Source organism: Furfurilactobacillus rossiae, from assembly GCF_013394005.1.
GTDB lineage: Bacteria > Bacillota > Bacilli > Lactobacillales > Lactobacillaceae > Furfurilactobacillus > Furfurilactobacillus rossiae.
This window is the reverse complement of the sequence record NZ_CP040586.1, coordinates 2,178,484-2,194,487: the sequence shown is the minus strand read 5'-3', so window position 1 is coordinate 2,194,487 and position 16,004 is coordinate 2,178,484. Positions and strand designations below refer to the sequence as shown.

Annotated in this window: 13 protein-coding genes; 10 read left to right on the top strand and 3 right to left on the bottom strand. The window is 44.1% G+C overall.

What is annotated here, in order from left to right:
* Positions 1-39: 39 nt before the first annotated feature.
* The 8 genes from LROSL1_RS10620 to LROSL1_RS10585 all read left to right on the top strand — a co-directional run bounded on the left by LROSL1_RS10620 (position 40) and on the right by LROSL1_RS10585 (position 9,305).
* A complete protein-coding gene (locus tag LROSL1_RS10620; protein ID WP_178914535.1) occupies positions 40-378 on the top strand; it encodes a type II toxin-antitoxin system PemK/MazF family toxin in 339 nt (112 codons plus the stop codon).
* 329 nt (positions 379-707) lie between these two features.
* Complete coding sequence (locus LROSL1_RS10615) at positions 708-2,348, top strand: peptide ABC transporter substrate-binding protein (RefSeq protein WP_178914534.1); 1,641 nt, start codon at positions 708-710, stop codon at positions 2,346-2,348.
* Between the two features lie 177 nt (positions 2,349-2,525).
* Positions 2,526-3,455, top strand: coding sequence for an oligopeptide ABC transporter permease (opp3b, locus tag LROSL1_RS10610; protein ID WP_017260956.1), 930 nt, complete (start codon positions 2,526-2,528; stop codon positions 3,453-3,455).
* On the top strand, positions 3,455-4,477 hold the full coding sequence (locus LROSL1_RS10605; protein ID WP_178914533.1) for an ABC transporter permease: 1,023 nt from the start codon (positions 3,455-3,457) through the stop codon (positions 4,475-4,477). Before opp3b ends, LROSL1_RS10605 begins: the two co-directional genes overlap by 1 nt.
* A 12-nt stretch (positions 4,478-4,489) precedes the next feature.
* The gene (locus LROSL1_RS10600) at positions 4,490-5,611 is read left to right on the top strand and encodes an ABC transporter ATP-binding protein (RefSeq protein WP_042655269.1); all 1,122 of its coding nucleotides are present in this window, start codon (positions 4,490-4,492) and stop codon (positions 5,609-5,611) included.
* A 15-nt stretch (positions 5,612-5,626) separates the two neighbouring features.
* Positions 5,627-6,586, top strand: a complete 960-nt coding sequence (locus tag LROSL1_RS10595; RefSeq protein ID WP_161001786.1) for an ABC transporter ATP-binding protein — start codon at positions 5,627-5,629, stop codon at positions 6,584-6,586.
* Between the two features lie 736 nt (positions 6,587-7,322).
* On the top strand, positions 7,323-8,318 hold the full coding sequence (locus LROSL1_RS10590) for an alpha/beta fold hydrolase (protein WP_178914532.1): 996 nt from the start codon (positions 7,323-7,325) through the stop codon (positions 8,316-8,318).
* Positions 8,319-8,987: 669 nt separating this feature from the next.
* A complete protein-coding gene (locus LROSL1_RS10585) occupies positions 8,988-9,305 on the top strand; it encodes a hypothetical protein (protein ID WP_178914531.1) in 318 nt (105 codons plus the stop codon).
* A 55-nt stretch (positions 9,306-9,360) separates the two neighbouring features.
* Here LROSL1_RS10585 and LROSL1_RS10580 read toward each other — a convergent pair whose 3' ends face one another.
* A complete protein-coding gene (locus tag LROSL1_RS10580; RefSeq protein ID WP_178914530.1) occupies positions 9,361-10,191 on the bottom strand; it encodes an alpha/beta fold hydrolase in 831 nt (276 codons plus the stop codon).
* A 163-nt stretch (positions 10,192-10,354) separates the two neighbouring features.
* Between LROSL1_RS10580 and pepF (LROSL1_RS10575) the strand changes: the two genes are divergently transcribed.
* Positions 10,355-12,163 (top strand): oligoendopeptidase F, encoded by a 1,809-nt coding sequence (gene pepF / locus LROSL1_RS10575; RefSeq protein WP_178914529.1) that lies wholly within the window; start codon positions 10,355-10,357, stop codon positions 12,161-12,163.
* 130 nt (positions 12,164-12,293) lie between these two features.
* Positions 12,294-14,102, top strand: coding sequence for an oligoendopeptidase F (gene pepF / locus LROSL1_RS10570; RefSeq protein ID WP_178914528.1), 1,809 nt, complete (start codon positions 12,294-12,296; stop codon positions 14,100-14,102).
* A 68-nt stretch (positions 14,103-14,170) separates the two neighbouring features.
* Here the strand turns inward: pepF (LROSL1_RS10570) and LROSL1_RS10565 are convergent, their stop codons facing one another.
* Together LROSL1_RS10565 and LROSL1_RS10560 are read right to left on the bottom strand one after the other, a co-directional pair.
* Entirely contained in the window at positions 14,171-14,827 is a 657-nt protein-coding gene (locus tag LROSL1_RS10565; RefSeq protein WP_178914527.1) for a histidine phosphatase family protein, read from the bottom strand.
* A gap of 62 nt (positions 14,828-14,889) precedes the next feature.
* Entirely contained in the window at positions 14,890-15,537 is a 648-nt protein-coding gene (locus tag LROSL1_RS10560; RefSeq protein ID WP_178914526.1) for a VTT domain-containing protein, read from the bottom strand.
* Positions 15,538-16,004: the final 467 nt, after the last annotated feature.

The window sequence follows — 16,004 nt, the reverse complement described above, 5'->3', positions numbered from 1 at the left end:
GCTACTAATGAATTATTATTTTTTCGGGGGGAAAGAGAAATGCCTTTTAAGACATTTGATCGAGGAGACATTATTTTAGTTGATTTCAGTCCTTCGCTTGGGCACGAACAAAAAGGTTATCGCCCTGCACTCGTTTGGACTAATAGAGCCAGTCAGCAGGTCAGTGGATTTGCGAGTATTTTTCCAATAACATCTCATGATAAAGGCTATCCGCTGCATGTTCGATTGGGAAAGCGGGTCTCTAAAGTAACGGGAGTCATTATGACGGATCAAATTACGACGATTGATTTAGAAATTCGCTCGGTGCGTAAAATAGCTCATGTTGGAAATGACATTCTTTATGAGGTAGCAGAAATATTTGCAGACATGACTGAATAGGCTAAAACCGTCAGTATTGCAATTGAAATAATCGTGAGAAAAATGAGGATATGCTGTCTAAATGTATAATTCGTATTAGCTGCTAAATGGTCTAGATAAATAAAATGATTCGACACATAATTGTAATAATGGTTAACAAATACTAACAAGGTGGGCTTTAGGCCGACCTTTTTTGTTTACCTAAAAATTCTAAGCAACAAATGGGAAAAGCTGCGTTGACATTCATTGAATTCTCATTTATCATTTGACACATACTTTTCGAATAGATATTTTATTGCGGAAGGTCACAAATTGTTACCGGGGTAACAAATTAAAAAGGAGTTGGCGATATGAAGTTGCGAAGAGTATTAGCACTTGGTGCTGTCGCGGCCATTTCTGCCTTAACATTGGCAGCGTGTGGCAACAAAAGTGGTGCTTCTTCACACAAGGGTGTATTGAACCTGTCTACTACTGCTGAAATGCCAGGTTTGGATACATCAAAGGTTACGGATAATTCATCTTTGACAGCCTTGTCAAACACACAGGAAGGGATTTACCGAATTGGTAAAGACTCTAAGCCTGAAAATGCGTTGGCAACAAAGACGACTGAATCAAAAGATGGTTTACACTGGACCTTTAACTTGCGTAAGAACACAAAATGGTCAAATGGTGACAAAGTCACTGCTAAAGATTTCGTTTATTCATGGCGGCGCACAAACGATCCAAAGACGGCATCACAATACGCATACTTGTTTGATGGTGTGAAGAACGCAGATGCCATTCAAAATAAGAAAGCTGACGTGAAGTCGCTTGGTGTTAAGGCAGTCGGCGACTACAAGTTGGAAGTTACACTTGAAAAGCCAATTCCTTACTTCAAGTTATTGCTTGGTTTCCCAATCTTCTTCCCACAAGATCAGAAGGTTGTTGATAAGTACGGTTCTAAGTACGGGATGTCGGCTAACAAGCAAGTTTACAACGGACCTTTCAAGGTTGAAGGCTGGACTGGCACTAACACCAAGTGGAAGTGGGTTAAGAACAACAGTTACTGGGATAAGAGTGCTGTTAAGACGAACACCATCAACTTCCAAGTGGTTAAGGAAGGCAACACTGCACTTAACCTCTACAACTCCGGTAAGATTGACCGAACTCAGTTACAAGGTTCACAAGTGGCCAACTACAAGAACAATAAAGACTACACGTACTTCCAGGGTTCAACTTCTGCATATCTGGAATTGAACGAAGAAAAGGTACCTGCATTCAAGAACCAAAAGATTCGTCAAGCATTATCCTTAGCACTGGATCGCAAGCAATTGGTTAACAATGTTCTGGAAGATGGTTCAAAAGCCGCAACTGGTTTAATTCCAACGAAGTTAACAAAGAACCCTAAGACAGGTGCTGACTTTGCTAACGATTCTAAGGTTGCTGATACAACTGATCACAACTTGGCTAAGGCTAAGCAGTTGTTGAAGGAAGGGGAGAAGGAAGCCGGTATTTCTAGCTTGAACTTCACCTTGCTTGCTGACGATACGTCAGGTACTAAGCAAAACTCAGAATTCTTACAATCACAATTTGAAAAGTTGCCCGGGGTTAAGGTTTCTCTTCAAAACGTACCATTCAAGAACCGTCTAACCAAGTCTTCTAACGGGGACTTTGATGCCGTTATCACACTTTGGGGTGCTGATTACAACGATCCGTACACGTACTCATCATTGTTCACATCAGATAACTCACAAAATAATGGTAAATGGAAGAATTCCGAATACGACACTCTGATCAAGAATTCAGCTAATAAAGACGCTAATGACAAGCAAAAACGTTATGACGACTTAGTTAACGCTGAAAAGATCCTGACGAAGGATGTTGGAATTGTGCCATTGTACTGGGGCACTGCTTCTGGTTCCGGTCCTATGCTTCAAAAGAGTTACGTTAAGGGTGTAATTTACAACTCAGCTGGTGTTAACTTCAACTACAAGAACGTTGAAGTTAAGTAGTCACGTTAATGTAACGGATTAAATTTAGAGGGAAACGTGAGGAAAAACCATTTCATTCTGGTTTATCCCCACGTTTTGCTTTAAGATGAACATTAATGATTTTCAGCGAATTCTCATTATTCAACGGAAATCTCGCACTTATTACTTGTCTGGTTTAGATTGTGAGGAAGTAAGTTTATGGCAAAATACCTGCTCAAACGACTGTTTTACCTCATTCTAACGTTATTCCTGATTGCGACCATCACGTTCTTTATGATGAAGCTGTTGCCAGGGACACCGTTAAGCAACGAGTCAAAACTCTCGCATTCACAGATTCAAATGATTTACCACACGTATGGGTTGGATAAGCCCGTGTGGCAGCAATACCTAATTTACCTGGCCGGCATGGTTCGTGGTAACTTCGGTTTGTCATTCCAGTTTGATAACCAACCGGTATCATACCTTTTGGCAACCCGGATGCCTGCATCATTCCAGCTTGGGATTCAAGCGATGATCGTTGGGGTGCTTTTAGGTATCATCGTTGGTGGGATTGCGGCAATTCGTCGGAACACTTGGGTCGACGGCACGATGACGATTATTTCTATCTTAATGATCTCGATTCCAAGTTTCGTGCTTGCCATCCTGTTGCAGTACTACATTGGTTTGAAGGCTGGTGCCTTTCCGGTTGCCGGCTGGGGGAACTTCTCGTATACGATTCTCCCGACCATCGCGCTGGCGGGTTCTCCGTTTGCCACGACGGCGCGGTTTATCCGAACCGAAATGGTTGACGTCATGAGTTCTGACTACATTGAATTAGCGAAGGCCAAGGGGCTGACCAGTACTGGCGTGGTTTATCACCATGCTTTGCGGAACTCCTTGATTCCACTGATTACGTTGATTGGACCACTGACGGTTAACTTGATGACCGGTTCACTGGTTGTTGAAAACATCTTCGCCGTGCCTGGGATTGGGGAACAATTCGTTAAGTCGATTACGACTAATGACTACCCAACTATCATGGGGATTACGATGATGTACTCAGTACTGCTCGTGGTTGTCTTATTGATTACCGATATCGTTTACGGAATCGTTGACCCACGGATCCGTCTGCAAGGAGGTCAAAGCTAATGGCTGAAAACGCGAATGTTTCAAACGATGCCTTCGAACCACTTGGTAAAGAAGAACATCTTGATAATGAAAAAATTGCTGCGCCTTCGCTGACCTTCACACAGGATGCATGGCGTCGATTAAAGAAAAATAAAATTGCGTTCATCTCGATGTGGATTTTATTAGCGATTCTGGTGCTTTCACTGGCTGGTTCGCTGATTTCACCACACCAACCAAACAACGCACAGCCTGCCTACACGAACTTGCCACCAAAAATTCCGGGTGTTCACATTCCTGGACTGGATGGGACAAAGGCTGTGGACGGTGGCCGTGTTGATGCTTATCAACAGCAACACGTTCCGTCAGGTAAGTACTGGATTTTAGGGACTGACTATTTAGGTCGTGATCTCTTATCACGGATTATTGCAGGTACCCGGGTGTCACTAGCCGTTGCCTTGATTGCGACGCTGCTAGATTTGACCGTCGGGGTCGGGTATGGCCTGATCTCGGGATGGCGTGGAGGCAGAACGGATATGATCATGCAACGGATCATTGAAATTTTGTCCTCCGTTCCTAACTTGGTTTACATGATTTTACTGTTAGTTGTGATGCGTGGTTCGCTACTGTCTATTTCATTAGCGATTGCCATCTCCAGTTGGACGACGATGGCCCGTTTAATTCGTGCCGAGTCGCTGACGTTGAAGAGCCAAGAATATATCTTGGCGGCACGGACGTTGGGTGAAAGTTCATGGAAGATCGCGTGGAAACACTTAATTCCAAACATGAGCTCAGTGATCATCATTCAAACGATGTTTACGATTCCAAGTGCCATCTTCTTCGAAGCCTTCCTATCATATATCGGGATCGGGATTCAGCCACCAACTGCTTCACTGGGGACATTGATCTCAGATGGACAAAAGAACTTCCAGTTCTTGCCATTCCAGATGTGGTACCCAGCCGTTGTCCTGATGGTTATCATGATTTGTTTCAACCTGTTTGCCGATGGCTTGCGGGATGCCTTTGACCCACGTTCAAGAGAGTAGGTGACGTTAATCGTGGAAAATAATGACACAGAAAACTTAATTGAAGTCAAAAACCTGAAGATTAACTTTGATACCTATGCGGGCAAGGTTAAGGCGATTCGCGACGTTTCATTCCATTTGAAAAAGGGTGAAACGTTGGCCATCGTTGGTGAATCAGGTTCTGGTAAGTCTGTTACAACGCGTTCGTTAATGGGACTTAATGCTGACAACGCCGAAATTGCTGGCGGTCAGATTATGTTTCACGGCGAGGACGTGTTGAAGAAGTCCGAAAAAGAAATGCAACAGATTCGTGGTAAGGATATCGCGATGATCTTCCAGGACCCAATGACTTCGTTGGATCCAACGATGAAGATTGGCCGTCAGATTGCTGAACCATTGATTATTCATAACCATGTTTCAAAAAAGCAGGCCATGGCCCAAGCTTTGGAAATGTTAAAGTTGGTCGGCATTACGGATGCTGAACACCGCATCAATGACTATCCGCACCAATTTTCAGGTGGGATGCGTCAACGTATCGTGATTGCGATTGCGCTGATTTGTTACCCAGAAGTGTTGATTGCCGATGAACCAACCACCGCGTTGGATGTGACCATTCAAGCTCAAATTCTGAAGTTAATGAAAGAATTGCAAGAAAAGATCGAAACTTCAATTATCTTTATCACGCATGACCTTGGTGTAGTTGCCGGTATGGCTGACCGAATTGCCGTTATGTATGCTGGTAAGATTGTTGAATACGGAACTGTGGATGAAATCTTCTACAATCCACAACATCCATATACATGGGGGTTACTGAACTCCATGCCAACCTTGGATACTCAAAGCGGTGAATTGTCTGCTATTCCAGGAACACCGCCAGACTTGTTGGATCCACCAAAGGGTGATGCGTTTGCGGCCCGTAACCCTTACGCATTGAAGATTGATGCTGAGCAGGAACCACCGTTCTTTAAGGTTTCAGACACTCACTATGCTGCGACGTGGTTATTAGATCCCCGCGCCGAAAAGGTGACACCACCTGAGGCAATTGCCAAACGGCAAGCACAATGGGCTAAGATGCACACGGATGATGGTGAACTGGTTCGCCCAGCGACACCGTTGAACACGGCTGATAACTTAGACGACTCAGATCGCGAATAGAGAAAGGAGACGCACATGGATTACACAGATCGTAAAAAGATTCTGGAAGTTAAAAACTTGAAACAGTATTTCAATGTTGGCAAAAACGACGAAGTTCGCGCTGTCGACGACGTCTCCTTCGACATTTACGAAGGCGAGACGTTTGGCTTAGTTGGTGAGTCTGGTTCTGGTAAAACGACAACAGGGCGCGCTATCATTCATTTATACGAACCAACTGCCGGTGAAGTCTTATTCAACGGTAAGGATGTTGCAAAAATCAAAGGTCGTAAAGACCAGTTGGAATTTCGTAAAGAAATGCAGATGATTTTCCAGGATCCTTATGCTTCCCTGAATCCTCGGATGAAGGTCAAGGATATTGTTGCTGAAGGCATCGACATCCATCACTTGGCGAAGAATGATCAGGAACGAACGGACATGGTTGAAAATTTACTGGAAACAGTTGGTTTGAACAAAGATCATTCGAGCCGGTATCCGCATGAATTTTCAGGTGGTCAGCGTCAACGAATCGGGATTGCCCGTGCGTTAGCCGTTGATCCGAAGTTCATCATCGCTGATGAACCCATCTCTGCATTGGATGTGTCGATTCAGGCGCAAGTTGTTAACTTGATGAAGGAATTGCAAATCAAGAACAATTTAACGTACCTGTTCATTGCCCATGACTTATCAATGGTGAAATATATTTCTGACCGGATTGGTGTTATGCACTATGGTCGGATGTTGGAAATTGGACCTGCTGATGAAGTTTATACAAAACCCTTGCATGACTATACAACGAGTTTGTTATCAGCAGTGCCAGTTCCTGATCCAGAAGTTGAGCGAGCACGGAAGCAGATTCCGTACGAGCCAACGATGGAAGGCGACGATAAACCACGAACAATGGTTGAAATCGCCCCACACCACTTTGTTCGTGCGGCTGAAGATGAAGTTGCGATGTATCAAGAACGGGCCGAAAAGGCTGGTCTTGATGTGCTCTAAGACTTCAATTTAAAAAGTGTCATTACCTTGTTTTCACAGCCTAGGTAATGACACTTTTTTGTTTTGCAAACGTGGCATGGTCGCACGTGTTGACTTTTGCCTGCGGTTGTCAAAATTGAATGCCGCCGTGGGACCGGTTCAAGCCTTCTGAAACTCGAAGTCTTTCACCTCGCCGTCAAGCCTCGTGAAAATCCGAGTCTTTACGCCCGTCCTGTGTAGTAAATCCGGCACAAACCGCCAGATCAACTACACCTCCACGGCTTACATTCAATTTTGACGCCCTCCGGCTCATACAGTTCAAGCGCTCAGGACTTGATTAAGTTGGTGGAATCATTGTTATTAAAAGTAAATGAACACTTTCAACTTTGTAAGTTAAGCTAAACGCGTCATTGCTTGGTGTTATGTTACGGAAATGATGCGTTTTTTGTGCAATAGAATTTGTGAAAATAAAGAAACGTCCACTCTGCTAGCCATAACAGGTGGACGTTTCAACGGGGTATTTGATTCAGGAGTTGTACTGTTTGAGTACTATTAGGGGTGATAGGCAACTTGTTGTTGTCTATGTTTAATAGAATAACGGCGGGACCTTAACGCTACCTCAAAATTTAGTAACAAATTTATTAATGACTAATTTAAAGTGGATATGACGTTTTGGGGGCAAAATCTGCATTTTCGTTGTAAGATTGTAAAAGAGTGATGCCGCAGTTTGGCAATGACACGATGGAGGTTACACGTGATGAAAATGAAACATATTCTAGCAACGGCAGGCTTAGTGGGTGCTGCAGCTGTAACTGTGCAGGCTAAGTATGTTGAAAAACGGAGCGTTAGTAGCAAGGTGTTGGAAAATCTCTTGCGATTACAGCCTAAACGAATGTTCAGTCCATACAAACATATGGAAAACCTCGTAACTTACGACTATTATTTGCACAAAAATGAACAGCCATGGACGATGGACGCGCGATTGTCACGTCAATATGACGTTCAGGTCCCAACCAGTTACGATAATACCTATGAGTTACACGGCAAATATGGCGATCAACGGTACACGGTAATTTACCTGCATGGTGGTTGCTTCTGGAATCAGCCGCTGGGGATGCAGGTCCGTTTGGCACGCAAACTGGCGGACACGATTTCTGCCACGGTGTTAATGCCAATTTATCCGCTAGCACCGGCGCATGATTTTAAAGACGTGTTGAACATGTTGGAAAAGGTTTACCGTCAAGTGCTTGAGACGACGGCGCCCGATAAAATCATTTTACTCGGGAATTCTGCTGGCGGCGGTCTCGCGCTAACGTTAGCCGAATATTTAAAGACGGTTGATTTGCCACAGCCGAAGGATATCATTGCCTTATCGCCGGTGCTAGATGTAGGGTTAACAAACGAAGAAATCGGTCACTATGAGGCCGCGGATCCAATCTTGGATCGCTATTCGCTACAAGTGATGATGGGGCATTATTATGCCAGAAATACGGACACCACGGATTGGCGTGTCAGTCCTTTGTATGGTGATATCAGTAACCTTGGTCACATCGCACTATTCGTTGGGACCCGAGAAATTCTGTATCCGGATGCTGTTAAGTTCCGTGATAAGGCGAAGGCAGCCGGCATTCACTTGAATTTCTTTAAGTATCCTTATATGGTTCACGATTTCTTCGGGCTGCCAATTCCGGAAACTGAGCAGGCGTTTGACCAGATTATTCGCATAATCGAAAAGCCCGTTGAAGTTGGATAAACTGGTTTGGGTTCGCTTAGATTTTGTTCAAATAGATAGGTGTGATTCCGCTTGCGGTTGTCAACAGTGACACACTCGTCGTGGGACCGGTTCAAGCCGGAAGGTGCACCGTCTTTCACCTCGCCGCAAAGCCTCGTGAAAATCCGAGTCTCCGCGATCGTCCGTAACCTAAATTCGGATAAACCACCGAATTAACGTTACTTTCACGACTCGGTATCACTGTTGTCGCCCTCCAGCTAATATTAGGAGTGGTTGGCAACATTGCATTTAATTTGGTGAATTTCAAAGAGACCTGATTGCCGTCGCTACTGGAGAATTTTACATTAGAGAGTGGAGTGGAATTGAAACAGAGTTCCGTGTCGGCAACACTTGGCGGCGGGAACTTAGCCGCTTAGTGTTGCAGGACGACTTATGAGATGTGGTTTTCAGCTCATAATCGAGGGTGAAAACCGTGGTTCGTGCGGGTTGAACCCGGTCCCAGGGAATGGCGTTTCAGTTACGCGTAACGGCAGTGAGACACTAAAAAGCTGGCATTCAACTTTTATGATAGTTGGCGGACAATTGAGCTTGAATTCATAACTTATTTTTAATAAGTTAACCCGTTGACATCAGCGCAAGTTAGCTTTATGATGTTTGTCACATTCTAGTTGATAAGTGAGGTGCAAACAGATGAATGATGTAATTTCTTACTTGGCGCAACACATTGATAACGATGAGTTGCTGGGCAAAATGGTACGTGACCTCGTGACGTTTGAACCATCTCGTCGCGATGGTGATGTTAAGCAATTAACATCGAGCATTAATAATGTTGCACGTCGCTTTGTGCAAGGGAGCGAAGAAGCTCCTACAGAAGACCTAACGCATGTCCACCGCGATCCTAAGCTGGCAGCGTTAGAATCCGCTTTGTCACAAGCAGGCCAACGTAAATCCGTTGGTGGGCAGCCACTGCTCAGTGCACCACGCTATACAACTGAACAAAATCGATAAAAATAAATTAGCAGCGACGTGGATAAAACGTCACTGCTAATTTTTTTGCATCATTTTATTCTCGATTAGTTTTAAATGCGGATTCATTAATGGAAGTAAGAAAGTGACGCCAGTAGTCGTCAAACAATCGTGGTTGATCCTGAAGCAAATTATGACCGGCGTGATCAATAAGGCCGACGGTTAAACGAGAAAAACTGTTGAGTAAGGGTAGCTGATCTTGGAACCCGACCGTGCTATCCTGGCGGCCTAGCAACAATGTTACCGGACCTTTAAACGGCGTTTGCATAAGGCTACTTTCAAACGAAAATTGATAATGTTTCCGTAGCAAAGCGATAAAATCGTGATTAGCTTGTTGCAGACCCGGCAGTACTTGTTGTTGATAGGCGTTCCAGGCATCAGCGTTTAGGTTAACGTTCATGTCCTTAAATGCAGCAAACGCGTCTTGATTATATTTCACTGGGAAGTCCGTTTGAACGGCAACGTAATGATGAGCGACATGGCGATCCGGTGCATCCGCAATGGTTACAGGGCAAGTGAGAAAGGCGCCGAGGATGCGGGTGGGCCAGTCATGGATCAATCCCAAGGCAAGATATCCGCCGTAAGAGTGACCAACAACATAAAACGGTTGATCACCGATGATTTGATTAACGAAAGTTTCTAATAATGCCAAAATAGCATCACTGCTACCGACACCTATGTTGGCAGAGGATTCGCCCATGCCAGGCAGTTCGACGTATATTTGTTGGATGTTAGCCGCTGCCAGCACAGGCATGAGCGGAATCTGCATACTAGCAATATTTTGCGCCAGTCCGTGAATAATCAGCATCGGAGTGCCGGAACCATTCACTTCGTAATGAATTGTGGTGTCGTTAATGACCGTTTTCATGGTGAACTCCTAATTTATTGACTTATTCCATTAATACCACAATCATTCGAATGAAACGATTACCATTTGATAACAATCGTTAAGTTGTAAAACAAATAATAAAATGATTAAAGAAAAATGTGAAAAACTGTTATACTAATAACCATATTAGGGGGATCTATATATGGCAAAAAAGTTAGCAACCCGGGCGGAAGTCCCGGATGAATTGAAATGGAATTTGAAGGATTTATATCCAAGTGATGACGCATTTGATGACGCCGTGGTGGCTTACAAAAATCAGTTAGGTGAATTTGGTCAGTATGAAGGTCATGTCACGGATAGTGCAAAGAAACTATACGCAGTGGTCGTTGACGCGGTGAAACTTTCCGGTATGTTGGACCGGATTTACTTTTACGCCAGTGCCAGAAATGACAGTGACACCACGGACCCGGTTGGAACGAAACTGGCTGGTCAGGCGCAGTCACTGTTCGCGCAAACGCAAAGTACAATTAGTTTTTTACACACTGAAATTACGGCTCTTCCTAAAGCAACCTTTGCACAATTTTTGCAAGATGAACCACGTTTGAAAGACTATCGGCGCTATTTGGAGCTTAACTTTCTGCGAAATCAGGGGCACATTTTGCCGTTGGCTGAAGAACAGCTACTGGCTAAAAGCGACAAAGTATTTGAGGGTGCCGAGAATATTTTTTCAATGCTACACGATGGCGACATGAAGTATGGCGAAATTGAGGATGAAAATGGCGAGATGGTTGAATTGACGGATGCCAAGATCAGTGTGTTCATGCAGTCTACCAATCGTGACTTACGTAAACGAACCAGTCAATTGATTAAAAAGGCCTACGATGCCTTACAACATACGTTTGCTACGACGTTATCGACGCACATAGAAGGGACGGTTCTGCGAAATCAGGCACATCATTTTGCGACGGCCCGCGAAGGTGAATTGTACAGTAATGAAATTCCAGAAAGTGTTTACGATACTTTAGTGCAGACGGTGCATGATCACTTACAGGGTGAACACGACTATATGCAACTGCGGCAGGATGTTTTGGGATTGAAGCCAATGTATACGTATGATCGGTCTGCACCATTGTTGGGTGATCCTAAGCTGAAATTTACGTTTGATGAATCAAAGGCAATTGTTTTAGATGCGTTGAAAGTTCTCGGGGATGACTATGTCGCTGGTTTGAAAGCCGAGTTCAGTGGTGGTTGGATCGATGCGGCTGAAAATGTTGGCAAACGTTCTGGCGGTTATGAAAACGATGTGTATGGTGTTCACCCGTACATTCTATTGAATTGGTCTGACAATTATTATGGCTTGACTACGCTGGCCCATGAATCAGGACACGCAATGCAGTCGTACTTTACAAATGCCACGCAGGCGCCGCAAGATGCCGACTATCCAATTTTTACGGCCGAAATTGCGTCAACGACGAATGAAAACTTGCTGTTGGACTACATGTTAGAAAAGTATGCCGATAATAAAGAAGTGAAGGCTTATTTATTGCAGCAATCCATTCAGAACTTTATTGGGACGGTCAACTTGCAGACGTTGTTTGCGGAATTTGAACATAATGCTTATGAAAAAGTGGAAGATGACGAAACGTTGACTGCAGATTATTTGGGAACTATGTATGGCGATTTGGTAGCTCAATATAATGGTCCAGCGGTCACTTTGCCGGATAAAAACAACAGTAGTTGGGCTGGCGTGCCACACTTCTATTACAACTACTATGTTTACCAATATGCGACATCGATGGCCATCTCTACGACCATTGCGGACCGAATTTACCGCAAGGTGCCTGGTGCGTTGGACCAATACAAGACATTTCTCAAAGCCGGTGGCTCACAAGCGCCAATTGAGTTGATCAAGCAAGCAGGGGTGGACGTCACCTCTCGACAGTACCTGGACGATGCTTTTGCCGTGTTGGACAAGCGGATTGCAGAATTAAAAGAAGTACTTGAAAAGTAACCTTATCGTTAATTGAAATGCCAGTTCAGTAACTTTGAACTGGTATTTTTTTCACTTATGAAAAAAATCACCAACACCTTTTGTCTAGCTGATAGGATACAAACATACAAGGCAAAGGGGATACATAAAAATGACAGAAAAATTAGCAACACGGGCTGAAGTGCCTGATGAATTGAAATGGAATTTGAAAGATTTATATCCGAGTGACGAGGCGTTTGAACAGGCTGCGGCCGCCTTCAAGGAAAAGTTAAAGAGTTTTGGGAAACATGAAGGGCATGTGACGGATTCGGCAGAAAGCTTGTATAAAACCTTTAGCGATGGCGTTGCACTAGATAACGAACTAAAAAGGCTCTATGTTTACTGTATGACTCGTGACCATAGCGATACAACGAATCCACAGGGAACCAAGCTGTTGACAGAAGGACAGGGACTTTTTAGTGCATTCGGTGCAGCCACAGCATTTCTAAATGTTGAGGTAACTCGCATCACGTCAGCCGAATTTAAAAAATTACTATCCGATGAGCCTAGATTAGAAGAATATAAACGTTATATTGAAGTCAATTTTTTACGAAATCGTGATCACATTCTACCTACAGAACAAGAAAAAATTCTCGCTAAAAGTAACAGTGTCTTCAATAGCTCAGAAAATATATATTCTAATTTAAATGATGCGGATATTAAGTTTGGTGAAGTGAAAGACGAGAATGGCGACATAGCTGAGTTAACGCCTGCTAGATATTCAGAATACATGAATTCGACAAATAGGGAATTGCGTAAACAGGTATCGGAAAATTTCAAAACCGCTTATAAAACCTTACAACATACCTTTGCTGCAACGTTGACGGCACATATGAATGGGGTGGTCGTCAAAAACCGATTGCATAACTTTAAAACAGCGCGTGAAGGTGAATTATTCCAAAATGAAATTCCAGAAAGCGTTTATGACACATTGGTGACAACCGTTCACAATCATTTGGACGGTCAGCATCGTTATATGCAATTACGCAAAGATGTCATGGGTTTGAATCAAATGTATGGTTACGATACTCGGGTACCGCTGGTAGGAGGGCCCAAGTTAAAGTTTACTTTTTCAGAATCTAAGTCGATTGTTTTGGATGCCTTGAAGATACTCGGTGATGATTATGTAACGGGTTTAAAACACGAATTTAGCGAGGGATGGATTGACGCTGCTGAAAATATCGGGAAATATTCTGGCGGCTACCAGATTGATGTGTATGGAGTTCACCCATATGTGTTATTAAACTGGTCAGATAATTATGATGGCTTAACTACACTGGCACATGAGTCAGGCCACGCTATGCAATCATACCTTACAGACCAATCTCAAGCAGTGCAGAATACAGATTATCCTATTTTTACAGCCGAAATTGCATCAACAACTAATGAAAATCTGCTGATGGCTTATATGTTAGACAAGTATGCAGACAATAAAGCAATGAAAGCCTACTTATTGCAGACTTCAATTGAAACGTTTATTGGTACGGTTAACACGCAAGCTATGTATGCCGAATTTGAACACCAGTGTTACGAAACTGTTGAAGACGGTGAACCGCTGACTGCTGACAGATTAGGCGAATTGTATGGCAAATTGGATCGTCAATACAATGGCCCAGCTCTTTCCACAACAAGTAAAATGAGTCCATCGTGGGCAGGGATTCCACATTTTTACATGAACTACTATGTTTACCAGTACGCGACTTCAATGGCGATTTCGACGATACTCGCCGATCGCATCTATCGCAAAGTTCCTGGTGCATTAGAACAATACAAGACATTCCTCAAAGCCGGTGGTTCGCAAGCGCCAATTGAGCTGATCAAGCAAGCAGGGGTGGACGTCACCTCTCGACAGTACCTGGACGATGCGTTTGCCGTGTTGGACAAACGGATTGCGGAATTAAAGGAATTATTAGGCAAATAATTGCATATTAGCCGTATCGAAAAAGCACGATCAACGAAATTTCGTTGATCGTGCTTTTTATATTAAACCTATTCAATATTATCTAATCGATCGGTATACAGTACTTTCACACTATCATTGTCTACAACTAGTTTAGTAACACTACCATTTCGTGGGCCGGGGAAGGCACCAATTGTGTCAGAGTAATGATCCATGATGTGGCGCAGGTACGTGCCGTGGGTGACTAGCAAAATGTTATCGCCGTCCTTGGCGTTATCCCGTAACAGCTGCATTCCAGCTTGGATTCGCTCCCACAATTGCGCGTACGTTTCGGCGTCGTGATACTGATCCGCATTGGCTACTAAATCTGTTGTTTCCTGCAAGCCAAACTTTTCAACCAGTTCATTATACGTATCGCCACCCTTAGGCGAGCCAATCTGATGCCACATTAACATGTCGTCATAACCTTCCCAATAACCGAAGAATTCTTCACGGAATTCTTTGCGGGCGACTGGTTCGGTGAGGGTGCTAGGGTTTTCGGCAAGAATCAACCGTCCTGTAGTTTGTGCCCGAGCAAGATCACTAGAGTACGCAGCGTCAAACTTAACATGGCTCAGTAACTGACCGGCATGCTTGCCGTCATTCTGGCCTTTTTCAGTAAGCGGTGCGTCTGACCAGCCTTGCATCCGGTGATACAAGTTTAAATAAGTTTGACCATGACGAACCATGTAAACGTTAAATGACATGAGAACCTCCACAATTTATGATGGTTCTATCATAGCATACCAACGTTTGGGATGAGACCACGTTATGGTTCATAAAAATGATTACTGTGGCGGCGGAGGTAGCGCGTTGCGCCGACAACGAATCCTGGCAAGATACCAATCACTGCCACGCCGAGGAAAATGAGGGCAAAGTGTGATTTTACGAATGGCAAACGGCCGAAGTAGTAACCCAAAACGCTACCGACTGTGACCCACAGTGCGACACCAATAACATTGAGGACGGCAAAACGACGTTCACTCATTTTCGTCGTGCCAGCCAAAAGCGGGACGAAGGTTCGAATCAGTGGCACAAACCGACCAAAGATCACTGCTCGGCCACCATAACGTTTGAAAAATGCTTCGCCGCGTTTTAAACCACCATGAAGGCGGCGATTAATAAACTTAAAGTGCATTAACCACATGCCGATTCGAAAGTTCAAAGTATCACCGAGAACCGCAGCAAAGAAGAAGATGGGGACTAGCACTTTGATGTCCAAGCTGGATTGGGTGGCCGCCGCGATAGCACTCGTCACAAAAATCAATGATTCACCTGGCAACCATGGAAAAACAACCAGACCAGTTTCAGCAAAAATCAACAGAAATAAGGTCACGTAGCTCCAGTTGCCCATCCACGAGAACAAGGGCAGAATATAATCCTGTAAATGGCTCAAGATGTGAATCAACTGATCCATAGGCGACCTCCCATTTTTACCTACAGTGTAAGCAACTGAACGGTGAATAGCGAAACTAATCACTCAGCTTTGAGAAAACTTATGAGTTAGGTCTGTTTACTTCACTTACGGTTGTCAACATTGACACGCTCGCCGTGGGACCGGTTCAAGCCTGAAGTTCACGGTCTTTCACCTCGCCGCCAAGCCTCCTGAAAATCGGAGTCTTTGCGACCGTCCGTGGTGTAAATTCGGTTAAACCATCCCGAATTAGCACCACTTTCACGGCTCGGTATCACTGTTGACGCCCTCCAGCTGACAGAGTGGCAAGTTTCAAACGTCTAATCGAATGCGTATCAGTTTATCCAAAGTTTCAGACATCTGACTGAGTGCGTAGTAGTTTACGCAAAGTTTCACGGGCTACTGTAGGTACTGCGGGAGTGGAGCTGATTGGAAACAGAGTTCCGTGTCGGTAACACTTAGCGGCGGGG

Coding starts and splice junctions, on each gene's coding strand:
- LROSL1_RS10615 (WP_178914534.1), top strand. CDS start 708: ATGAAGTTGCGAAGAGTATTAGCACTTGGTGCTGTCGCGGCCATTTCT.
- LROSL1_RS10585 (WP_178914531.1), top strand. CDS start 8,988: ATGAATGATGTAATTTCTTACTTGGCGCAACACATTGATAACGATGAG.
- LROSL1_RS10580 (WP_178914530.1), bottom strand. CDS start 10,191: ATGAAAACGGTCATTAACGACACCACAATTCATTACGAAGTGAATGGT.
- opp3b (WP_017260956.1), top strand. CDS start 2,526: ATGGCAAAATACCTGCTCAAACGACTGTTTTACCTCATTCTAACGTTA.
- LROSL1_RS10565 (WP_178914527.1), bottom strand. CDS start 14,827: ATGTCATTTAACGTTTACATGGTTCGTCATGGTCAAACTTATTTAAAC.
- LROSL1_RS10560 (WP_178914526.1), bottom strand. CDS start 15,537: ATGGATCAGTTGATTCACATCTTGAGCCATTTACAGGATTATATTCTG.
- pepF (WP_178914529.1), top strand. CDS start 10,355: ATGGCAAAAAAGTTAGCAACCCGGGCGGAAGTCCCGGATGAATTGAAA.
- LROSL1_RS10595 (WP_161001786.1), top strand. CDS start 5,627: ATGGATTACACAGATCGTAAAAAGATTCTGGAAGTTAAAAACTTGAAA.
- pepF (WP_178914528.1), top strand. CDS start 12,294: ATGACAGAAAAATTAGCAACACGGGCTGAAGTGCCTGATGAATTGAAA.
- LROSL1_RS10590 (WP_178914532.1), top strand. CDS start 7,323: ATGAAAATGAAACATATTCTAGCAACGGCAGGCTTAGTGGGTGCTGCA.
- LROSL1_RS10620 (WP_178914535.1), top strand. CDS start 40: ATGCCTTTTAAGACATTTGATCGAGGAGACATTATTTTAGTTGATTTC.
- LROSL1_RS10605 (WP_178914533.1), top strand. CDS start 3,455: ATGGCTGAAAACGCGAATGTTTCAAACGATGCCTTCGAACCACTTGGT.